General features: G+C 69.1%; 18 protein-coding genes. 10 read left to right on the top strand and 8 right to left on the bottom strand.

Annotation, left to right across the window (positions count from 1 at the left end; translation table 11 throughout):
• The first annotated feature begins 18 nt into the window (after positions 1-18).
• From JOD27_RS39190 to JOD27_RS39180, 3 genes are read left to right on the top strand one after another with little or no spacing between them, the layout of a single operon-like run.
• Entirely contained in the window at positions 19-1,086 is a 1,068-nt protein-coding gene (locus tag JOD27_RS39190) for a carboxylate-amine ligase (RefSeq protein ID WP_204767419.1), read from the top strand.
• Complete coding sequence (locus JOD27_RS39185) at positions 1,086-1,850, top strand: iron-containing redox enzyme family protein (RefSeq protein WP_204767418.1); 765 nt, start codon at positions 1,086-1,088, stop codon at positions 1,848-1,850. The genes JOD27_RS39190 and JOD27_RS39185 overlap by 1 nt, the downstream gene beginning before the upstream one ends.
• A gap of 27 nt (positions 1,851-1,877) precedes the next feature.
• Positions 1,878-2,240, top strand: coding sequence for an STAS domain-containing protein (locus JOD27_RS39180; protein ID WP_204767417.1), 363 nt, complete (start codon positions 1,878-1,880; stop codon positions 2,238-2,240).
• 36 nt (positions 2,241-2,276) lie between these two features.
• Here the strand turns inward: JOD27_RS39180 and JOD27_RS39175 are convergent, their stop codons facing one another.
• Genes JOD27_RS39175 through JOD27_RS39165 form a run of 3 tightly spaced genes read right to left on the bottom strand, consistent with a single transcriptional unit; the run spans position 2,277 to position 4,598 of the window.
• Entirely contained in the window at positions 2,277-3,392 is a 1,116-nt protein-coding gene (locus JOD27_RS39175; RefSeq protein WP_204767416.1) for a pentapeptide repeat-containing protein, read from the bottom strand.
• 31 nt (positions 3,393-3,423) lie between these two features.
• Positions 3,424-4,110: an SDR family NAD(P)-dependent oxidoreductase gene (locus JOD27_RS39170; protein WP_204767415.1), complete on the bottom strand. Its 687-nt coding sequence runs from the start codon at positions 4,108-4,110 to the stop codon at positions 3,424-3,426.
• 41 nt (positions 4,111-4,151) lie between these two features.
• The gene (locus JOD27_RS39165; RefSeq protein ID WP_204767414.1) at positions 4,152-4,598 is read right to left on the bottom strand and encodes a nucleoside deaminase; all 447 of its coding nucleotides are present in this window, start codon (positions 4,596-4,598) and stop codon (positions 4,152-4,154) included.
• A gap of 53 nt (positions 4,599-4,651) precedes the next feature.
• On the opposite strand from JOD27_RS39165, the gene JOD27_RS39160 reads away from it, so the two are divergent.
• Positions 4,652-4,888: a hypothetical protein gene (locus tag JOD27_RS39160; protein WP_204767413.1), complete on the top strand. Its 237-nt coding sequence runs from the start codon at positions 4,652-4,654 to the stop codon at positions 4,886-4,888.
• A 10-nt stretch (positions 4,889-4,898) separates the two neighbouring features.
• On the opposite strand, the gene JOD27_RS39155 is transcribed toward JOD27_RS39160, so the two are convergent.
• The gene (locus JOD27_RS39155) at positions 4,899-5,228 is read right to left on the bottom strand and encodes a TfoX/Sxy family protein (RefSeq protein WP_204767412.1); all 330 of its coding nucleotides are present in this window, start codon (positions 5,226-5,228) and stop codon (positions 4,899-4,901) included.
• Between the two features lie 94 nt (positions 5,229-5,322).
• Between JOD27_RS39155 and JOD27_RS39150 the strand changes: the two genes are divergently transcribed.
• Positions 5,323-5,586, top strand: coding sequence for a YggT family protein (locus JOD27_RS39150; protein WP_307830594.1), 264 nt, complete (start codon positions 5,323-5,325; stop codon positions 5,584-5,586).
• Here JOD27_RS39150 and JOD27_RS39145 read toward each other — a convergent pair.
• Together JOD27_RS39145 and JOD27_RS39140 are read right to left on the bottom strand one after the other, a co-directional pair.
• The gene (locus JOD27_RS39145; protein ID WP_204767411.1) at positions 5,567-7,102 is read right to left on the bottom strand and encodes an FAD-binding oxidoreductase; all 1,536 of its coding nucleotides are present in this window, start codon (positions 7,100-7,102) and stop codon (positions 5,567-5,569) included. The genes JOD27_RS39150 and JOD27_RS39145 overlap by 20 nt on opposite strands.
• Before the next feature lie 393 nt (positions 7,103-7,495).
• The gene (locus JOD27_RS39140; RefSeq protein ID WP_307830588.1) at positions 7,496-10,084 is read right to left on the bottom strand and encodes a CHAT domain-containing protein; all 2,589 of its coding nucleotides are present in this window, start codon (positions 10,082-10,084) and stop codon (positions 7,496-7,498) included.
• Between the two features lie 26 nt (positions 10,085-10,110).
• On the opposite strand from JOD27_RS39140, the gene JOD27_RS39135 reads away from it, so the two are divergent.
• The 5 genes from JOD27_RS39135 to JOD27_RS39115 all read left to right on the top strand — a co-directional run bounded on the left by JOD27_RS39135 (position 10,111) and on the right by JOD27_RS39115 (position 15,199).
• A complete protein-coding gene (locus tag JOD27_RS39135; RefSeq protein ID WP_239571054.1) occupies positions 10,111-11,361 on the top strand; it encodes a S8 family peptidase in 1,251 nt (416 codons plus the stop codon).
• A gap of 54 nt (positions 11,362-11,415) precedes the next feature.
• Entirely contained in the window at positions 11,416-12,033 is a 618-nt protein-coding gene (locus tag JOD27_RS39130; protein ID WP_204767410.1) for an RNA polymerase sigma factor, read from the top strand.
• Positions 12,011-12,469: a hypothetical protein gene (locus tag JOD27_RS39125; RefSeq protein WP_204767409.1), complete on the top strand. Its 459-nt coding sequence runs from the start codon at positions 12,011-12,013 to the stop codon at positions 12,467-12,469. Before JOD27_RS39130 ends, JOD27_RS39125 begins: the two co-directional genes overlap by 23 nt.
• Before the next feature lie 100 nt (positions 12,470-12,569).
• Positions 12,570-13,370, top strand: a complete 801-nt coding sequence (locus JOD27_RS39120) for an SAM-dependent methyltransferase (protein ID WP_204767408.1) — start codon at positions 12,570-12,572, stop codon at positions 13,368-13,370.
• Positions 13,370-15,199: a diguanylate cyclase domain-containing protein gene (locus tag JOD27_RS39115; RefSeq protein WP_204767407.1), complete on the top strand. Its 1,830-nt coding sequence runs from the start codon at positions 13,370-13,372 to the stop codon at positions 15,197-15,199. Before JOD27_RS39120 ends, JOD27_RS39115 begins: the two co-directional genes overlap by 1 nt.
• 45 nt (positions 15,200-15,244) lie before the next feature.
• Here the strand turns inward: JOD27_RS39115 and JOD27_RS39110 are convergent, their stop codons facing one another.
• Together JOD27_RS39110 and JOD27_RS39105 are read right to left on the bottom strand one after the other, a co-directional pair.
• A complete protein-coding gene (locus JOD27_RS39110; protein ID WP_307830587.1) occupies positions 15,245-15,763 on the bottom strand; it encodes a snapalysin family zinc-dependent metalloprotease in 519 nt (172 codons plus the stop codon).
• Positions 15,764-16,002: 239 nt separating this feature from the next.
• Complete coding sequence (locus tag JOD27_RS39105; protein ID WP_204767406.1) at positions 16,003-16,599, bottom strand: GTP-binding protein; 597 nt, start codon at positions 16,597-16,599, stop codon at positions 16,003-16,005.
• Between the last annotated feature and the right edge of the window lie 5 nt (positions 16,600-16,604).

The raw sequence follows: 16,604 nt of genomic DNA, 5'->3' as shown, positions 1-16,604 counted from the left end.
GCGGGTACCCGCTCGCCGATGAGTCACTACACGGTCGGTGTGGAACAAGAGTTCCTTCTTGTTGATCCCGAATCGCGGCGGCCGGTAGCACTGGCGCCACGGGTCAGGGAGATCTCCCGCGCACCCGGTGACCTCGACGTGCAGGGCGAGCTGACGCCGTACCAGATCGAGGTCGCCACCGGGGTCACGCACTGTTACGAGGAACTCGACGAGCAGGTGCGCTCGGCGCGCCGGGCGCTCGTCCGAGCCGCCGACGAGGCCGGCTGCCGGCTCGTGGCCACGGGCATGCCACCGCTCGGCGAGGCCGGTCCCCCTCCCGGAACGGATGACCCGAGATATCACCGGATCGAGTACTCCCACCGAAGACTCGTGATCGGGCAGGGTGCGTGCGGGCTGCACGTCCACGTGGGTGTCTCCTCCAAGGCCGAAGCGGTGGCCGCGTCGAACAAACTGCGTCCATGGCTGCCGACGTTGCTGGCACTCAGCGCGAACTCCCCATACCACGCGGGAGAAGACACCGGGTACGCGAGCTGGCGGTCGATGGTGTGGTCGCGCTGGCCGGTGAGCGGGCCGCCTCCGTTCTGGAACAGCGCCGACGACTACGACAGGACCGTCACGGCGCTCATCAACTCGGAAGCGTTGATAGACAGGGCGATGGTGTACTGGGACGTGCGGCCGTCCGCCCATCATCCGACGGTTGAAGTACGCGTCGCGGACATTCCGCAACTGGCAACGGAAGTCGTGGTGCTCGCGGAACTGATCCGGGCACTCGTCGTGACGGAACCCTCCGAACAGAGGGTGGACGATCCCGTGTTGCTGGCGGCATATTGGCGGGCGTCGCGCGACGGGGTCGACGGACTGGCCGCCGATCCACACACCGGAAAACTCTCCCCCGCGTTCGACCGGGCGATGCAACTCGTGGATCACGTGGCCGTCGCGCTGCGCGATCGCGGCACTCTGTCTACTGTGGAACGCCAGATGGACTGGTTGCGCCACAACGGCTGTGGTGCCGCGAGGCAACGTCGCTGCCCGGACCCCGAGTCCCTTGTGGACATGCTGATCGCCCGAACGCGTGAGGAAACCTGATGCGCCTGCCCGCTGCCCGCGGCCACATGAGCTCTGCTCTGGTCGCCGCCCTCCGACGTCCGCCGGCGCCGAGGCCCGCGTTGCTCGTCAGCGGAGGCACCAGGGAGATCTTCGTCGACGACGATCTCCAGCTTTCATTGTGGATCTGCTACGAACTGCGCATGCGCGGCTTCGACGACGTGCACCCGGCCTGGGAGGACCACCCCGCGCTGGCCCAGTTCCACGCTGCCCTGGAAGAACTGTGGGAATCGGGTCTCCGCTCGCTGACCGAGTCGACGCAGCCCGCGGTGCTGTCCGACGAGGGCGTGGCCGAACTGCGCAGACACCACGCGTTCTGGCAGCCGCGCCGCGAGATGCGCTCGGTGCTGCGCGACATCCAGGGCGACGCCTACGGCGCACGCTCCTCGCGGGCGCACTCGGTGCTGTTCACCGTGACGCTGCGCGACGTGGACCCGGCCGGCGTGGACGAGATGCCCGCCCTGACCCTGTCCCTGGTCAACGCCCTGTCGCTGTTCGGCCTGCACCAACGCCTGGTGGGAGCCCTGGTCGGCTTCCTGACCGCCGTCGACACGATCGGCGGCGACCCGTTCGCCCAGCTGCTGCCCGTCCAGTGCCCGCCCGATGACGTCCGCCTCGGCTTCACGGTGTGCCACGAACTGCACGCCCGCCTGACCCAGCACGTCCACTCGTCGGTTCAGGCAGGACACACCTCACTGCGGGGGCGGTGGCTGCTCGCGCAGGGGCGCGTTAACGTGGGGTGCTGAACCCCTTTTCGCTCTGGAGGGAGAACCGTGCCCGACCCCACCGCTCTGGCCTCCGTGGTCGTCGACCGGATCGCACCCGACGTCGTCGTGCTGCACGTGTCCGGAGAACTCGACACCACGAGCAGCAGCGAACTGACCACTCCCCTGGACAGTCACGTGGCGTCGGAGAACCGGGCCGTCGTCGTTGATCTCGGCGGCGTGAAGTTCCTCGGCTCCGCCGGGCTCGAGGCGCTGGTGCTGGGGCAGCAGAAGGCCTCGCGGGCCGGGGTCGAGTTCGTCGTCGTGGCTTCCGCGCGTGCTGCTCTTCGGCCGCTCGAGGCGACGGGCCTGGACTCGGTCTTCACGATCCTGGGCTCGATGGACGAGGCCGCTGAGCGTTACACGTCCTGAGTGAGGTGTGCCCATTCGCCGCCGTACCCAGGGCGTTCAGCGGGAATGGAGCTGACTTTCCCAGCCCTGCGGCCACTCCGAGTTGAGCGTGCCCAGGTTGACCTCGACCCACGCGTCCTCGAAGCCGGCGTGATCGGCCACCGGTCCGCCGTCGAACGTCGCCTCCGCGAAGAACACGGAGTCGCTGAACGAGGCATCGCGGAAGTCCGCTGCGAGGAACGAAACCCCGGAGAACATCGCCCTGCTGGCGAACGAGGCGCCGCCGAACCACACCCGGCCGCCGAACGACGCCCCGTCGAACACGGCCCATTTCTCGAACGACGCTCCGGAGAAGGCCACCGGCCCCGCGAACGACGCCTCGACGAACCGGGCCGGCCCCGTGTACTCCGTGGGCGGGATGCATTTTCCGAGGAACGACGCACGGTCGAACCTGGCGGAGGCGACGCGGCAGTCGCTCATCTCCAGGTCGACGAGGACGGCTCCCGTCAGATCGATGTCGTGTTCTCCCCAGTAGTCACCCTCGGGGCGCAGGTGATCGGCCAGGATGCGTTGCGCGGTGAGCCGCACGTCCAGCTCCAGCCGCGCCTCCACCAGCGAGGCGGAGGCACCCGGCCCGCGCGGCGCCTGGATGCCCGTCCTGCGCCGGGAGTCACGCAGGAGCGGACGCCGCACCCCACCCGCTGACCTGGACGTCCGGTCCGACGGCGGGGTGTAGGGCATGCGCAGGTAGGCGCACAGCACGTTGATGATCGTCCGCCGCGTCTCCGGCTCGCGCTGCCCCAGCCGCTCCAGCGCGTACAGGCCGCCCAGCCGGACCGGCGCCTTCGCGTCACCGAGTTGCTGCACGGCCTTCGCGTAGAGCTCGGTGATCCGGCGGGCCTCCGCGTCCGCGTTGGTGTCCGCCTGAGCCTGTTCCTGGGTGCGCCGCCGTCGCGCCGCCAGGTAGAGCGTGAACAGACCGCCGCCGCCGAGCGCGACGCCGGACGCCACCTTCACCACGTCGAGCCGCGCGAGCGTGCGCTTCTCCTGATCGGTCCACGACTGCTGGCCGACCCACCACCACAGGGTCGTCAGCACCGCGCCCGCGAGCAGCAGGATCGCCACCGCGACCAACGGCATCGCCCAGGGCGACATCGGCTTCTTCGCCGTCATGCCCTTCAGGTCGCACGAACCACCACGAGTGCTACCAGGGCAGAGGCCCCTGAGCGTCGAAGTAGCCACCGGTCGGCCCGTCCGGCCCGATCTGCGCCATCCGCACGATGATCTCGGCACCCTGCTCGACGGTCTGCCGTCCACTGCCACGGTTCAGATCGGTGGCCGTGAACCCCGGCTCGACCGCGTTGATCCGCATCCGCGGGAACGCCTTCGCGTACTGCAGCGTGACCATGTTGACCGCGGCCTTCGAGACCGGGTAGGCGACACCGGGATACCCGCTGCCGGCAGCGGCCGTGGCCAGCGAGGCGAGCCGGCTGCTGACGTTCACCACGACCGGCGCCGCGGACCGCTCCAGCAGCGGCAGGAAGGCGTGCAGCACCCGGACCAGGCCGAAGAGGTTGACCTCGAACGTCTCCCGCATGAGGTCCGCGGTGACCGCGTCGGCGCCGACCACGCCGGACTCCGTCCACTCCGGAGCGATCCCGGCGTTGTTGACCAGCACGTCCAGCTGTTCCACGGTCTTCACGGCGGCAGCCACGGACTCGTCGGAAGTCACGTCGAGCTGGACGAACCGAGCGCCTGCTTCGGAAGCGGCGGAGAGTCCGCGGTCCTCGTCACGACTGCCCAGCCACACGGTGTGGCCGGCACGGACGAGCTGACGCGCGGTCTCCAGACCGAGGCCTTTGTTCGCGCCGGTGATGAGCACAGAAGCCATGGTCCGAACCTACGACCTGGAGCGCGCTCCAGGTCAATGCCTCAATCCTGGCCGATGTCCTCGTACCAGAGCTCCGGCCGCTCGGAGATGAACGACGTCATCAGCTCGATCAGCGACGGGTCGTCGACGATCGTGATGCCGACGCCGTGCTCGGCCAGCCAGTCGTGGCCGCCGTAGAACGTCGTGGCCTCGCCGATCAGCACGTTCGAGATGCCGAACTGCCGGACCAGGCCGCTGCAGTACCAGCACGGCGACAACGTCGTGACCATCGTGGTGCCGCGGTAGCTGCGCTGCCGGCCCGCGTTGCGGAAGGCCGAGGTCTCCGCGTGCATCGAGGCGTCGCCGTCCTGCACGCGGCGGTTGTGGCCCCGGCCCAGCAGACGGCCGTCGCCGTCGAAGAGTGCCGCGCCGATGGGGATTCCGCCCTCGGCGAGTCCCATCCGCGCCTCTTCGACGGCGACGGCCAGCATGTCTGAAGCAGAGGTCATGTCACCAAACTACTTCGTCAGAAGGCAGGCCAGTACCTGGACATCGTGTCCGAGTGCCGCTACCTGCTGCTGCCGCGTCGTCGACGAACAACCGCACGTGCGCGTCGAAGGCCAGCGGGGTGGCGCTGATGCCGGAGCGCAACCCCGGACCGTCCAATGCGGACGCGGCCACGGGCACGCTGGACAACAACCCCGCGTCGTGGGGACCGGGTGAGCTGGAGCGCAGGCCGGAACAGTCCGCGACGTCGTTGCTGCCCAGCTCGGTGACCGTGACGCACCGGACCGGCTGACCCGGCGCCGTCACTTCGGCGGCAACGCCTCCACGAAGTCGCGGCACCGGGCGATCCAGTCGTCCAGCGCCGCGTCTTCGGAGACCGCGCCGCCGTCCACGATCACCCAGCCCTTCATCGGACGGCCGGTGAAGTCGAAGACGCGCGCGCCCGGCTGGGCGAGCGCGTCTTCCTGCGCGTCGGGGCCGACGCGGGCGATCAGGTCGTCGCCCATCACGCCCACCAGCAGGTTTCCGTTCCACAGGAACGCGATGCCGCCGAACATCTTCTTCGCGGTGACACCGGGCAGGGCGCCCAGCGCGTCGCCCAGGCGGTGTGCCAAGCCTTCGTCGTACGCCACACGCTGAATACTGTCTCAGCGAGTTGCCAGGCGCCTCTCAGATTCGTGTGGCTTCATGGACGTACAGGACATTTAGGAGGCCATCTTGTTCGGCGTGGTCGGCTTCGTGCTCGGTTGGCTGTTGACGCTGTTCATCCTCGTGATGATCGGCCGGATGATCGTGGACTGGGCGGTGACGCTCGAGGCACGCGGTGACTGGGTGTGGAAGGTGCGCCGGGTGACGCACTCGGTGACCGAGCCGGTGCTGGCGCCGGTGCGCAAGGTGCTGCCGCCGCTGCGGTTCGGCGGGTTCGGGCTGGACCTGGCGTTCACGGTCGTGTTCATCGCGGCGCTGATCCTCAGGTCGATCGTGTGGTGAGAACGCCGGGGTTCAGCAGGCCCTGGGGGTCGAGGGCGGCCTTGGCACCGGACAGCGCCGCGGCGAACACGTCCGGACGCTGCCGCGCGTACCAGGGCATGTGATCGCGGCCGACGGCGTGGTGGTGGGTGATGGTGCCGCCCGCCGAGACGAGGGCCTCCGACACCGCGGCCTTGATCTCGTCCCACTGCGAGGTGAGGCTGCCCCACCGGCCGGGTGCGTAGATGCCGTAGTAGGGCGCCGGGCCGTCCGGGTAGACGTGGGTGAAGCGGCACGTGACGACGCCGATGCCGCACACTTCCCGCAGCACGTCGGTCGCCGCCGCCACCACCGCCGCGTGCAGCTCCGGGAAACGGTCCCAGGTGCAGGCGGTCTCGAACGTCTCGGTGATCATCGCGTGCTGGGCCATGGCGTCGCGCTGGTACGGCATGCGCAGGAACGACTTCCGCCACTTCTGCGCCGCTCCCTCGACGACCTCGCCGTCGCCGCACAGCTCCAACGCCCTCCTGAGGTGCCCGTCGACGGGATGGTCCGCCGACTCGAAAGCCAGCACCAGCACCGAGGTCGCGGAACCGGCGTTGAGGAACGCCTCCGCGGGATCCAGCAGGCGGCAGTTCGCCGGGTACAGCCCGGACTGCGCGATCAGCCGCGTCGCCTCGACCGCGCGTTCCCACGACGAGAACCGCACCGACGCCCCCGCGCGGTGCACCGGCGGCGACTGCAACCGCATCCACGCCTCGGTGATCACGCCCAAAGTGCCTTCCGAACCAAGGAAAAGCCGGTCGGGCGACGGCCCCGCACCCGAGCCGGGCAGGCGCCGCGACTCGGAGATCCCGGACGGAGTGACGACCCGCAGCGACTCGGTGAGGTCGTCGATGTGCGTGTAGAGCGTCGCGTAGTGGCCACCGGCACGAGTCGCGAGCCAGCCGCCGAGCGTCGAGAACTCGAACGACTGCGGGAAGTGCCGCAATGTCAACCCGAACGGCTTCAGCTGCGCCTCCAGCGACGGCCCCAGCACGCCTGCCTGGATCCGCGCGGCACGGCTCGTCGGATCGACCTCCAGCACCTGGTCGAGCGCCGAGAGATCCAGCGTCACCACCCGATCGAGGTCCCGCGGCTCGACGCCGCCCACGACGGAAGTACCGCCACCGAACGGAATCACCGCGACGTCGTTCGACCCGCACCAGTCGAGAACGTCGACGACGTCCTGCTCGGTGCGCGGCCGGGCGACGGCGTCCGGCAGCGGCCCGATGTCACCGGCGAGGTTGCGCGTGACGTCGCGATAGGCCTGACCGCGGGCGTGACTCAGCAGGTCGACGGGATCGGCCGAGTAGAGCTCACCGGGCGGCGAGATCCGCGACTGCGCCAGGTCGAGCGACGAGGGATCCGGCGCGGAGTGGAACGTCAGGTCCGCGTCCGGCAGCACCGCCCGGACCCGGTCGACCAGCGCACGGCGTTCGTCCGGGGTGACGGCGTCCTCGACGTTGCCCCAGCCCCACCACGACCTCGTTGTCATGCAGAGGAACATAAGCGAAACGCAGCCGTTCTGGAATGGGCGAGTAGAAGTACTCGCCCGGGGCGCCACAAGTAGAGCGTCGCGGCCTGGTTGTGCTCCGTTGAGTCGGGCAGGGGGCTGGGCGGTCTGGTGCTCATCACCGAACCCCCGGATCGTCGCGCTCTCACACACGTCGCTGCCGAGATGGCGGTAGAGAAATGCCGACGCAAACGTCTTGGCGTCACCCCAACTGCTGCCAACCGTGCAGTTGGCAGCCATGAGAGCGCGATCTTCATGATCGAAGCGCGAGCGCTCGACGGAACCGTTGCGGCGTGGTCCTGCCCCAGCCCGGTGAGTACGGCTGCTCTGGCCAGAGCGCGCTGGCGCTCTACAAGGTCCCGCCGCCGAAGTGACTCAGCCCGCGCCGAAGCACACGAACCCGACGGCAGCGGCATAAGCGGCATCGTCGACAGCCGCCCGTTGCACGGCGGCGAGGGCTTCGGCGGGTGCCATCCCGGCGGCCAGCTTCTGGTGCAGCTCCACCATCACCGGAGCCGTGTTGTCGGTCGGCACCGGCACGACCGGCGCGATCAGCGTCCGCGTGCCCAAGCCCAGAAGTGCCGCCGTGAAGCCCATCAACTCGTCACCCGGCCGCACGGCCGACTGCCCCGAGTCGCACGCCGACAGCACCACCCGCGTCGGAGGCGTCCGCAACCGCTCGATGTCGTAGACGGTCAACGGCCCGTCCGCCAGCTCCAACGCGCTGAACAACGGGTTGTCGACGCGGAACGAGCCGTGCGCCGCGATGTGCGCCAGCGCCGCACCGTCCATTGCGGACGCAACGGCGCTCACAGTCGCCTCGGAGTCGACGAGAACGCGGCCCCGCACGTGCGCGCTGATCGCCTTGATCTCGGCGGGCGCGGCGGCCATCCGGGGCCCGGCCGCGAGCACCGCCTCACCGGAGGCATCGGCGACGAAACACGCCCGCAGCCACACCGACGCCGACGGCGCGACCGTCACCTGACGCTCCAGCACCGCCCACGGCAGGCCGTTCAACGCACCGGTCGGCACGACGACCAGCGGCCGCCCGTCGACCCTGGACGCCAGCGGTGCCAGCAACCGTTGGGCCAGAAGAGAAGCGGCGTGCGCGGCGGAAGAGCGCGCCACGGCGAGGTTCGGCAGCTGCGGCGGCAACGTCACCAGGCGGTGCAAGGCGAAGCGCAGCAACCGGATCTCGCGGACGACGCCGTCCACCGGCCCGAGCGGGTGCAGCGAGGCCCGGCCACCGGCCAGCACCACGGCCATCAGCTCGCCGTCGTACTCGACGAACTCGATCAACGCGGCGTCGCCCAGAGCATTGGCCAGCGACGCCACCGACGGCGGCTTGAACACCGCCACCTCACCGGACATCTGCCGGGTGAGGTCGCGGACGCGTTGCTCGGCACGGACGAGCTTCGCCCGCAACGCGCCGGCGGGTTTCCCGGCCAGCAGCGCGGACTCCACGTCCGCGGACACGGCCCGCAACGACGCCAGCGCGTCCTCCAGCCGCGGATCGTCCGGCGGTGACACGGCCTTCATCCGCAGCGCTCCGGCCCGCCAGCTCTCCGTCCACGACAGCACCCGAGCGGCGTTCCCGGACGCCACGGCCAGCCGCAGTCCCTCCAACGCCAGAGCCTGTCCCTGCACCCCGGTGGACGCCCGCAGCTCGGCCGCCCCCAACGAAATCCGGTACTCGTCCAGCAGCGAGATGCCCCGGCGCAAAGCGGAGGACGTGCCCCGAACGTCACCGGAAAGCTTGCGCCGCAACGCCTCCGCGTACCAGCCGCGCACCCGCAGCCCGGCAGGGCCGCGCAGCCGGGAAGCGGCGGCGACCGACAGCTCGGCCACGGCGCGGGCACGGTGCCCGAGATCGGCCGCGACCAAGCCGGCGTCGATGCGCGCCTCCAGCGCCGGCAACCGCCAGTCCATCGCGTCGAGCTCGGAGGCCACGCGCGACAACGCCAGCCGCAACGGCCGGCTCCGGTCGCCGCGCAGCACAGCGGCGTGCAGCTCCAGGTAGCGCGCCCCGGCGGCCCACAGCAGGCGTTGCTCGCGGCGGAACCGGCGCCGGGCCTCGGCCGCGAACCCGTGCGCGGCGTCCGGATCGTCGTCCAGCAAAGCGATGCGCGCGCGGAAGTACAGCGCCTCCGACACGCCCAGCGGGTTCTTCAACGCCTTCAGCTCGGTGATCGCCCGGTCGGCGGCCGCGCGGGCCTCGTCCAGCAGCGGCACCGAGACGAGCAGCTCCAGGCGGTTCACCAGCAGGACGGGACGCATCACGTCGAGCCGCCGGTGCACCTCCTCCGCCTTGTCGAACAGGGTCAGCGCGGCCGGGACGTCGCCGCCGCGGGTGGCCATGATGCCCGCGTTCCAGTGCACGTCGGCGACGCCGAGCTCCTGGCCCAGTTCGCCCAGCAACGAGGCCGCGAGCTCGAAGTCCGCCGACGCCTCGCGCATGTTGCCCACGTACGCGCGCACGAGCCCGCGGTTGTTCATTGCGCGCGCTTCGACGAGCTGGTCGCCAACGCGGCGGGCACCGGCGATGGCGGCGGTGTAGTCGCGCTGCGCGTCGTCGTAACGAGTCAGGTAGTGGAAGACGACGCCACGCTGCATCAGCGCGGCCACCGCGTCGGCACCCGTCAGCTCGGGCATCGCGAGGTCGAGCAGCTTGAGCGCCTGCTTCTGCTTGCCGGTGTAGGCGAGCACCCACGCCAGACTCATCTGCGCGAGGGCGGCCAGCCGCGGCAGCGAAGCCTCGGAAGCGATTCTGATCGAACGCCGGAGGTGCCGGGCGGCGCCGCTGAAGTCGTGCATCTCCCGCAGCGCGAGGCCGATCGCCCGCTCGGCGACGGACCATTCCGAGCGATCTTCAGTCGTGCGGAGCACCGCGCGCGCCATCTCGACGGCCGCACGCGGGTTGCGCTGCCTGGCCTCCAGCGCGTCCTCCGCACAAAAGTCGGTCACGGCGTCACTTTATCCGCTGTGGTAGCTTGATCAAGCTCGGTCGGGGTGCCCGTCAACGCTGCTTTAGTGAGGCCGTGGTGTCGAAAGTGCCAGAAAGCGCGGAGCTTTACCAAAGAGCTTTCCTGCAGCTCATCGCCGAGGACAAGAACATCAGCTTCCACGCCGAACGCGGGCGTGAATTCCTTTATCGACCCGGCCAGCTACTTGTCGGTGCCGAGGATCAACAACGCGTGATCGAAAAACTGCGCGAAAACAACATCATCGCCCGACCGGGCGAAGGATTCGCCGGAATGGCGCTGCTGTTGTTGCCGAACAACGCGGAGGACATCCCGCGGATTGTTCGCCTGTTGCGCGACCAGCGGAACTGGCCGAACCAGCGGGTGCCGCTGGTCCAGCCGCACCATGTGATCGTCGGCCACGGCGGCCTCGTCATGGGCAACCCCGGCGATCGGCCGTACCCCACCGACCCGATCTCCGCGCCCAAGACGGACGACCGCCTCAGGGACGTCCGGGTCGGCATCATCGACACCGGCATCGCCGCGGGCGCCGACAGCGACCACGCCGACTGGTTCGCCGCGCGTTACGTCAAGGAGGAGGACGACGTCGACGCGGCCTACAGCGGCGGCGACTTCTTCGCGTTGCAGGGCGGCCACGGCACGTTCGTCGCCGGCGTGATCCAGAACGCGGCGCCCGGTGTCACGTTCGACCCCGAGGTCGCGCTCGACCCGAACGGCTTCGGCGACGAGAAACGGCTCTGCGCCAAGATCACCGAGCTGGGCCGCAAGAAGGTCGACGTGCTCAACCTGTCGCTCGGCTGCTTCACCGAGGACGACGTGGCCTCCGAACCGCTGCGCCGCACGATCGCCGCCCTGCCCGACGCCATCGTCGTGGTGGCCTCGGCCGGCAACCAGGGCACGCAACGGCCCAGCTGGCCTGCCGCGCTGGGCCGGGTCACCGCCGTCGCCGCCGTGGAGCAGCAGAGGGACGGTTCGCTGGTGCCCGCGTGGTACTCGAACTGGGGCCACTGGGTCGACGCGTGTGCGATCGGCAACCGCGCTTCGACCTACCTCAAGGGCGAGTGGCAGCTGCCGGGCGAGGCCTCCGCGACGCCGTTCGCGCTGTGGGCGTACTGGTACGGCACCTCGTTCGCCGCTCCTCGGGTCACCGGACGCATCGCCGCCACGATGGCGTCCGACGGCATCACCGCAGTTCAGGCGCGCGACAAGCTGTTGAGCGAACCGGAGTTCCAGCCCGGCTACGGAGTTTTTGTCAAATAGTTGTATCTGGGGAGCAACCTCGGCCTCCGCCAGGTGTGACCGCAAGGAGTCGACGTGACCGCAGGATCCCCGATCGCCGTGCTCGTGCGCGCGGCGGCCGAGGGCGACCAGTCGGCGTGGAACGAGATCGTGGACCGTTACACGCCGCTGGTGGTGTCGGTGATCTACAAGCACCGGCTGCGCCCCGCGGACGCGGCCGACGTGAACCAGACGCTGTGGCTTCGGCTCGTGGAGCAGATCGGACGGCTGCGCGAGCCCGAGGCACTGCCCGGCTGGATCATGACGACCACCCGCAACGAGTGTCTGCGCGTGCTGCGCGTGCAGCAGCGGACGCACCTGTACGACCCGTTGTCCGAGGCCGACGTGCTGGAGTCGGAGCAGATGGACGCGGACGTGGAGGCGGATCTGCTGGCCGTCGAGCGCAGGCAGGCGTTGCGGGACGGGTTCGCCGAGCTCACCGACCAGTGCAAGCGGTTGCTGACGAAGCTGATGACCGACCCGCCGCCGAGCTACCAGGTCGTGAGCGAGGAGCTCGCGATGCCGGTCGGCAGCATCGGCCCGACGCGGATACGTTGCTTGGAGAAGTTGCGGAAAACCCCTGCGATCTCGGCGTTCCTGGGATCGTCGGCGACGAGAGGAGGTGTGCTGGGTGCGGCACGACTGGGACAGTGACGAAGTACTGCTGGACGCCCTGCGCGACGCGTTGAGCACACCTCCTGGAGACATTCCTCCTGGGGAGGTTCCGCCGGAGTTCGTCGAGGCCGCGAAGGCCGCGTTCACCTGGCGGAACATCGACGAGGAGCTGCTCGCGATCACGTCGTACGACTCCGTGCTGGACGACACGCTGTTCGCCCGCGCGAGGTCCACGGCGACGGCGCGGCAGCTGATCTTCGACGCTGAGGGCGTGTCGTTGCAGGTCGAGGTGTCGGCGGCGGGGATCACCGGCCAGCTGATGCCCGCGGCCGGATCGGTCACGCTCGTGACACCGTCGGGCGACCACGAAACGTCGCCCGTGGACGAACTGGGGATGTTCGTGATGGGAGCGGCACCTCACGGACCGGTGAAGTTCCGTTTCGTGAACGGTTGCACCGATTGGTTCATCCTCTAGTCACCATTCGAGTGACGGTGGAATTCATTCGTTCGGCCTACATCTACGGCCAGTAGGGTTATCGACGCTCAGATCCGCATCATCGCGAGAGGTGTGTGCTGTGGTCGATCGAGTCAGCTGGGTTCCGGAAGGTGTCAACGTCGACGTTCCGAGTTCTGCCCGGATCTACGACTACCTCCTCGGCGGCGGGCACAACTTCGAAGCGGACCGCGAGACCGCAGAGGCTCTGATCAGGGTGCTGCCGGTCCGCGACATGGCACGCCGCAACCGCGCGTACCTGCGCCGCGTCGTACTGGAACTCGCGGGCCTCGGCGTCCGGCAGTTCCTGGACCTCGGCTCCGGCATCCCGACCGTGGGCAACGTGCACGAGGTGGCGCACGAGGTCGCCTCCGACGCGAAGGTCGTCTACGTCGACTTCGAACCGGTCGCCATCACCCACGCCGAGCTGATGCTGGCCGACGAGCCGAACGTGACGGCGGTGCTCGCGGACCTGCGCGAGCCGGAGAAGGTCGTGGCCCAGGCGCGCGAGCACCTGGACTTCTCACAGCCGGTCGGGCTGCTGGTCGTGGGTGTCCTGCAGTTCATCCCGGACGCCGACGACCCGTGGGGCGTGTTGTCCCGGTACGCGGAGGCGCTCTCGTCCGGTTCGTACCTGGCGCTGTCGCACTTCACCGCGGACAGCATGCCGGCGGCTATGGCGGCAGGTAAGGAGATCTTCGATCGCACGGCCGAGCCGATCACCCCGCGCACCAAGGCGCAGGTGGCGGACATGTTGTCAGGACTGGAGATCGTCGAACCCGGCATCGTCTTCACGCCGGAGTGGCGGCCGGAGACGCCGGAGGACGTCGGCGCCGACCCGTCGAAGGCCAACCTCTACGCCGCGGTGGGTCGCAAACCCTGATGCCTCCTTCGCCCCTCGCACAGCGCTGGGCGGCTGTTCTCATCGAGAGCGCGTACTCGCCGATGTCACGGCGAAAGCTGACGCAGCACCTCGAGGAACATGTCGCCCGGTTGCGTGCTGGGCACGATGTCCCGGCGGTCGGCGCGTGGCTGGTGCGCAAGCGTTTCACCGGCCCCGACTCGTTGCGCCGCACGCTCGAGGTGCTGGCGCCGGAGTTCTCCCCGGACGTGCTGGGCGCGCTGGCGTCCGGGTACGTGCGGGCGACGCGCGACCAACTGTTCGCCGAGCAGGAGAAGGTCAAGAACTCGCTGCTGAAAGCTGTGGAGGACGCGCAGCGCGACCTGCACGACAGCGAGGCCCGCTTCGCCCAGGTCTTCGCTTCGACGGCGGTGGGCATCGCGATCTTCGACCTGCACGGCAGCGTGGTGGAGGCGAACGAGGCCCTGGCTGCGATGCTGGGCCACGAGGAGATGCCCAAGGAGCTGTTCGCCGAGTCCGACGCGCTGGCGCTGGCCGCGGTCTGCGACCGGATGATCTCGTCCTCTGTGGACACTGACCGGCGCGAGTGGCAGCTGACGCGCAACAACGGCGACACGGTGTGGGCCAACGTCGTGCTCTCCGTGCTGCGCGGGTCCGACGGGCTGCCGAAGTTCCACGTCGCGCTGATCGAGGACGTCACCGAACAGCGGATGCTGCAGGAGTGGTTGCGGCACCAGTCGTTGACGGATCTGCTGACCGGCCTGCCGAACCGCGCGTGGTTCACGGACAAGCTTGAGTCGGCGCTGACGTCCGGCGAGCCGTACACGTTGGCGTACCTGGACGTCGACAGCCTGACGATCGTCAACGACGGCCTCGGTTACGCCGCGGGTGACGCGGTGCTCGTGGAGGTCGCCCGGCGGTTGCGCGTGGCGCTGCCGCACGCCGTCGTGGCACGGGTCGGTGGCGACGAGTTCGTCGTGCTGATCCACGGTTCCCCTGACGTGGCAGCGCTGGCCACGTTGATCGACGAGGAGCTGTCCGAGCCGGTCTACCTGGAGGGTGCGGGCGTCGCGGTGTCGACGTCGATCGGGTTCGTGCACGCGGAGGGTCCCGGCATCGATCCGACGACGGTGCTGCGCCGGGCGCATTCGACGTTGCGGCGCGCGGAAACCGGCGGCAAGAGACAGTGGGCGATCTACGACCACGAGGCCGACTTGGCCGACCGAGCGAGGTTCGCGCGGATCGCGGCAATGCCCGGTGCCTTCGAGAACGGCGAGATCTCCGTGGAGTACGCGCCGGTGTCGTGGGTTTCGGGATCCCTGGCCTTCGTCGAGGCCTCATTGCGGTGGGGTGTTTCGCGGCACGAAGAGGTCGTCGCCTACGCCGACGCTCTCGGATTGACCTCGCGCGTCGGCCAGATGATGTTGCACGACGCTTGTTCCCGCGGTGAGCCGGTGCTGATCCGGTTGTCCCGCGACCAGTCACGTGATCCGGACCTGGCGGCGCACGTGCGGGCGAACCTGCGGGCCTGCGCTTTCCCTGCCTCGTCGTTGTTCCTGGCGCTGGACGTGCGCTCGATGCCCGACGCCGAGGAGAACCTCGACGTGTTGCACGACATGGGCGTTCACGTGTTGCTGCACGAGTTCGGCGGAGGTTTCGCCGGTCTGTCCACTGTGGATCGAAGCCCGGTGTGGGGTGTCCGGCTGGCACAACCGCCCTCGGAACGGCTGGCGCGCCAGGGAATGGCGCTGATGGTGCCGCTGCTGCGATCGGCGGGCGTGCACGTGATCGGCGGGCCTGGCGACCCGGACGAGCTCAAGGCGCTCGGCGTGGACCTGGTGGTGTCGTGAGTGGTTTCCGCCGCTGTGGCAACGGAAACCACTCACGAGCGCATGTCAGGCAGCGTCCTCGACCGTGGTGAGGTCAGCCTTGGCGGTGCCGGCGAAGTTCCTCTCCACGCGGGACTTCTCCGCCGCGTTCGGGTTGGGGTTCGTGCACGTGACACCACCCGTTGAACCCGACATCAGGCTGGAGCACGGGCCGGGCTTGATGTCCGGCAGGCCCAGGATGTGACCGATCTCGTGGGCCGCGATCCGGGTGATGTTGTAGCCCTCGTCGATGGCCTGCTTGCCCATCCAGACCTTGCCGTTGCCGAGGGTGGTCGGCTGGGCGCGCGGCCAGCCGGGGTCCGCGACGATGGTGAAGTTCGCGCGCTCACCGGAGCGGGCTTTCCTCATCTGGACGTTCTTCACGCTGGAGTTCCACACCGCCGCGGCGGCCTCGATCTCCTTGTCGTACTGAGCCGCACCCGACGAGTTGTACAGCAGGGTGCGAGCAGCGTGTGCGGTGCCGGTGAGGCCGGTCGACAGGGCGGCCGCCGCAGCCAGCACAGCGATTGTCTTGCGCAGGGACACAGGAATCTCCTCGCAATGCAGGGTGATTGCACCTCGACTGTATCGCTGGAGCCTTGGCACACAAGAAGAGTCAAGTGTCAATCAGCACTGACACGGTCCAGAGCCTTCGTAGGAGACTCGCCCTCCGTGCAGCGGTTTCCTTCTCTGCCACCACGAACAGACCGCCGCCGGAAGAGGGGCATAACTGTTGACGCCCTCTGGATCTGATGGTCCAGAGGGCGTCAACGAGACAGGGCGGTTCAGGCAAACGAAGGCGCGCGCAGCGCGTGCTCCACCAACGCGATGAGGATCTGCTTCGTCGACTGCCGGTTCCGCGCGTCACACGGGATGATCGGCACCGAGGACGGGATCGTCAGCGCGTCCCGCACCTCCTCGGCCCGGTGGTGCATCAGGCCGTCGAAGCAGTTCACCGCGATCACGTACGGCAGGTCGCGGTCCTCGAAGAAGTCGATGGGCGCGAAGGCTTCGTCGATCCGGCGCGTGTCGACGAGCACCACGGCACCGATGGCACCGCGGACCAGGTCGTCCCACATGAACCAGAACCGGTGCTGGCCGGGCGTGCCGAACAGGTACAGGATCAGGTCCTTGTCCAGGTGCAGCCGGCCGAAGTCCATGGCCACCGTGGTGGTGACCTTGTCCGGCACCGCGGACAGATCGTCCACGCCGACCGACGCCTGGGTCATGACGGCCTCGGTGGTCAGCGGGGTGATCTCGGAGACCGAACCGACGAACGTCGTTTTACCGACGCCGAACCCGCCCGCGACGACGATCTTCGCCGACGTCGCGTTCAGGTCGACCCCAGGTGACCCCGGACGGCCCGGAGCACCTCTGCTCATGGGGA

The sequence above is a fragment of the Lentzea nigeriaca genome, assembly GCF_016907955.1.
Lineage (GTDB): Bacteria > Actinomycetota > Actinomycetes > Mycobacteriales > Pseudonocardiaceae > Lentzea > Lentzea nigeriaca.
The sequence above is the reverse complement of the archived record's forward strand: the minus strand, read 5'-3'. Positions and strand labels throughout refer to the sequence as shown.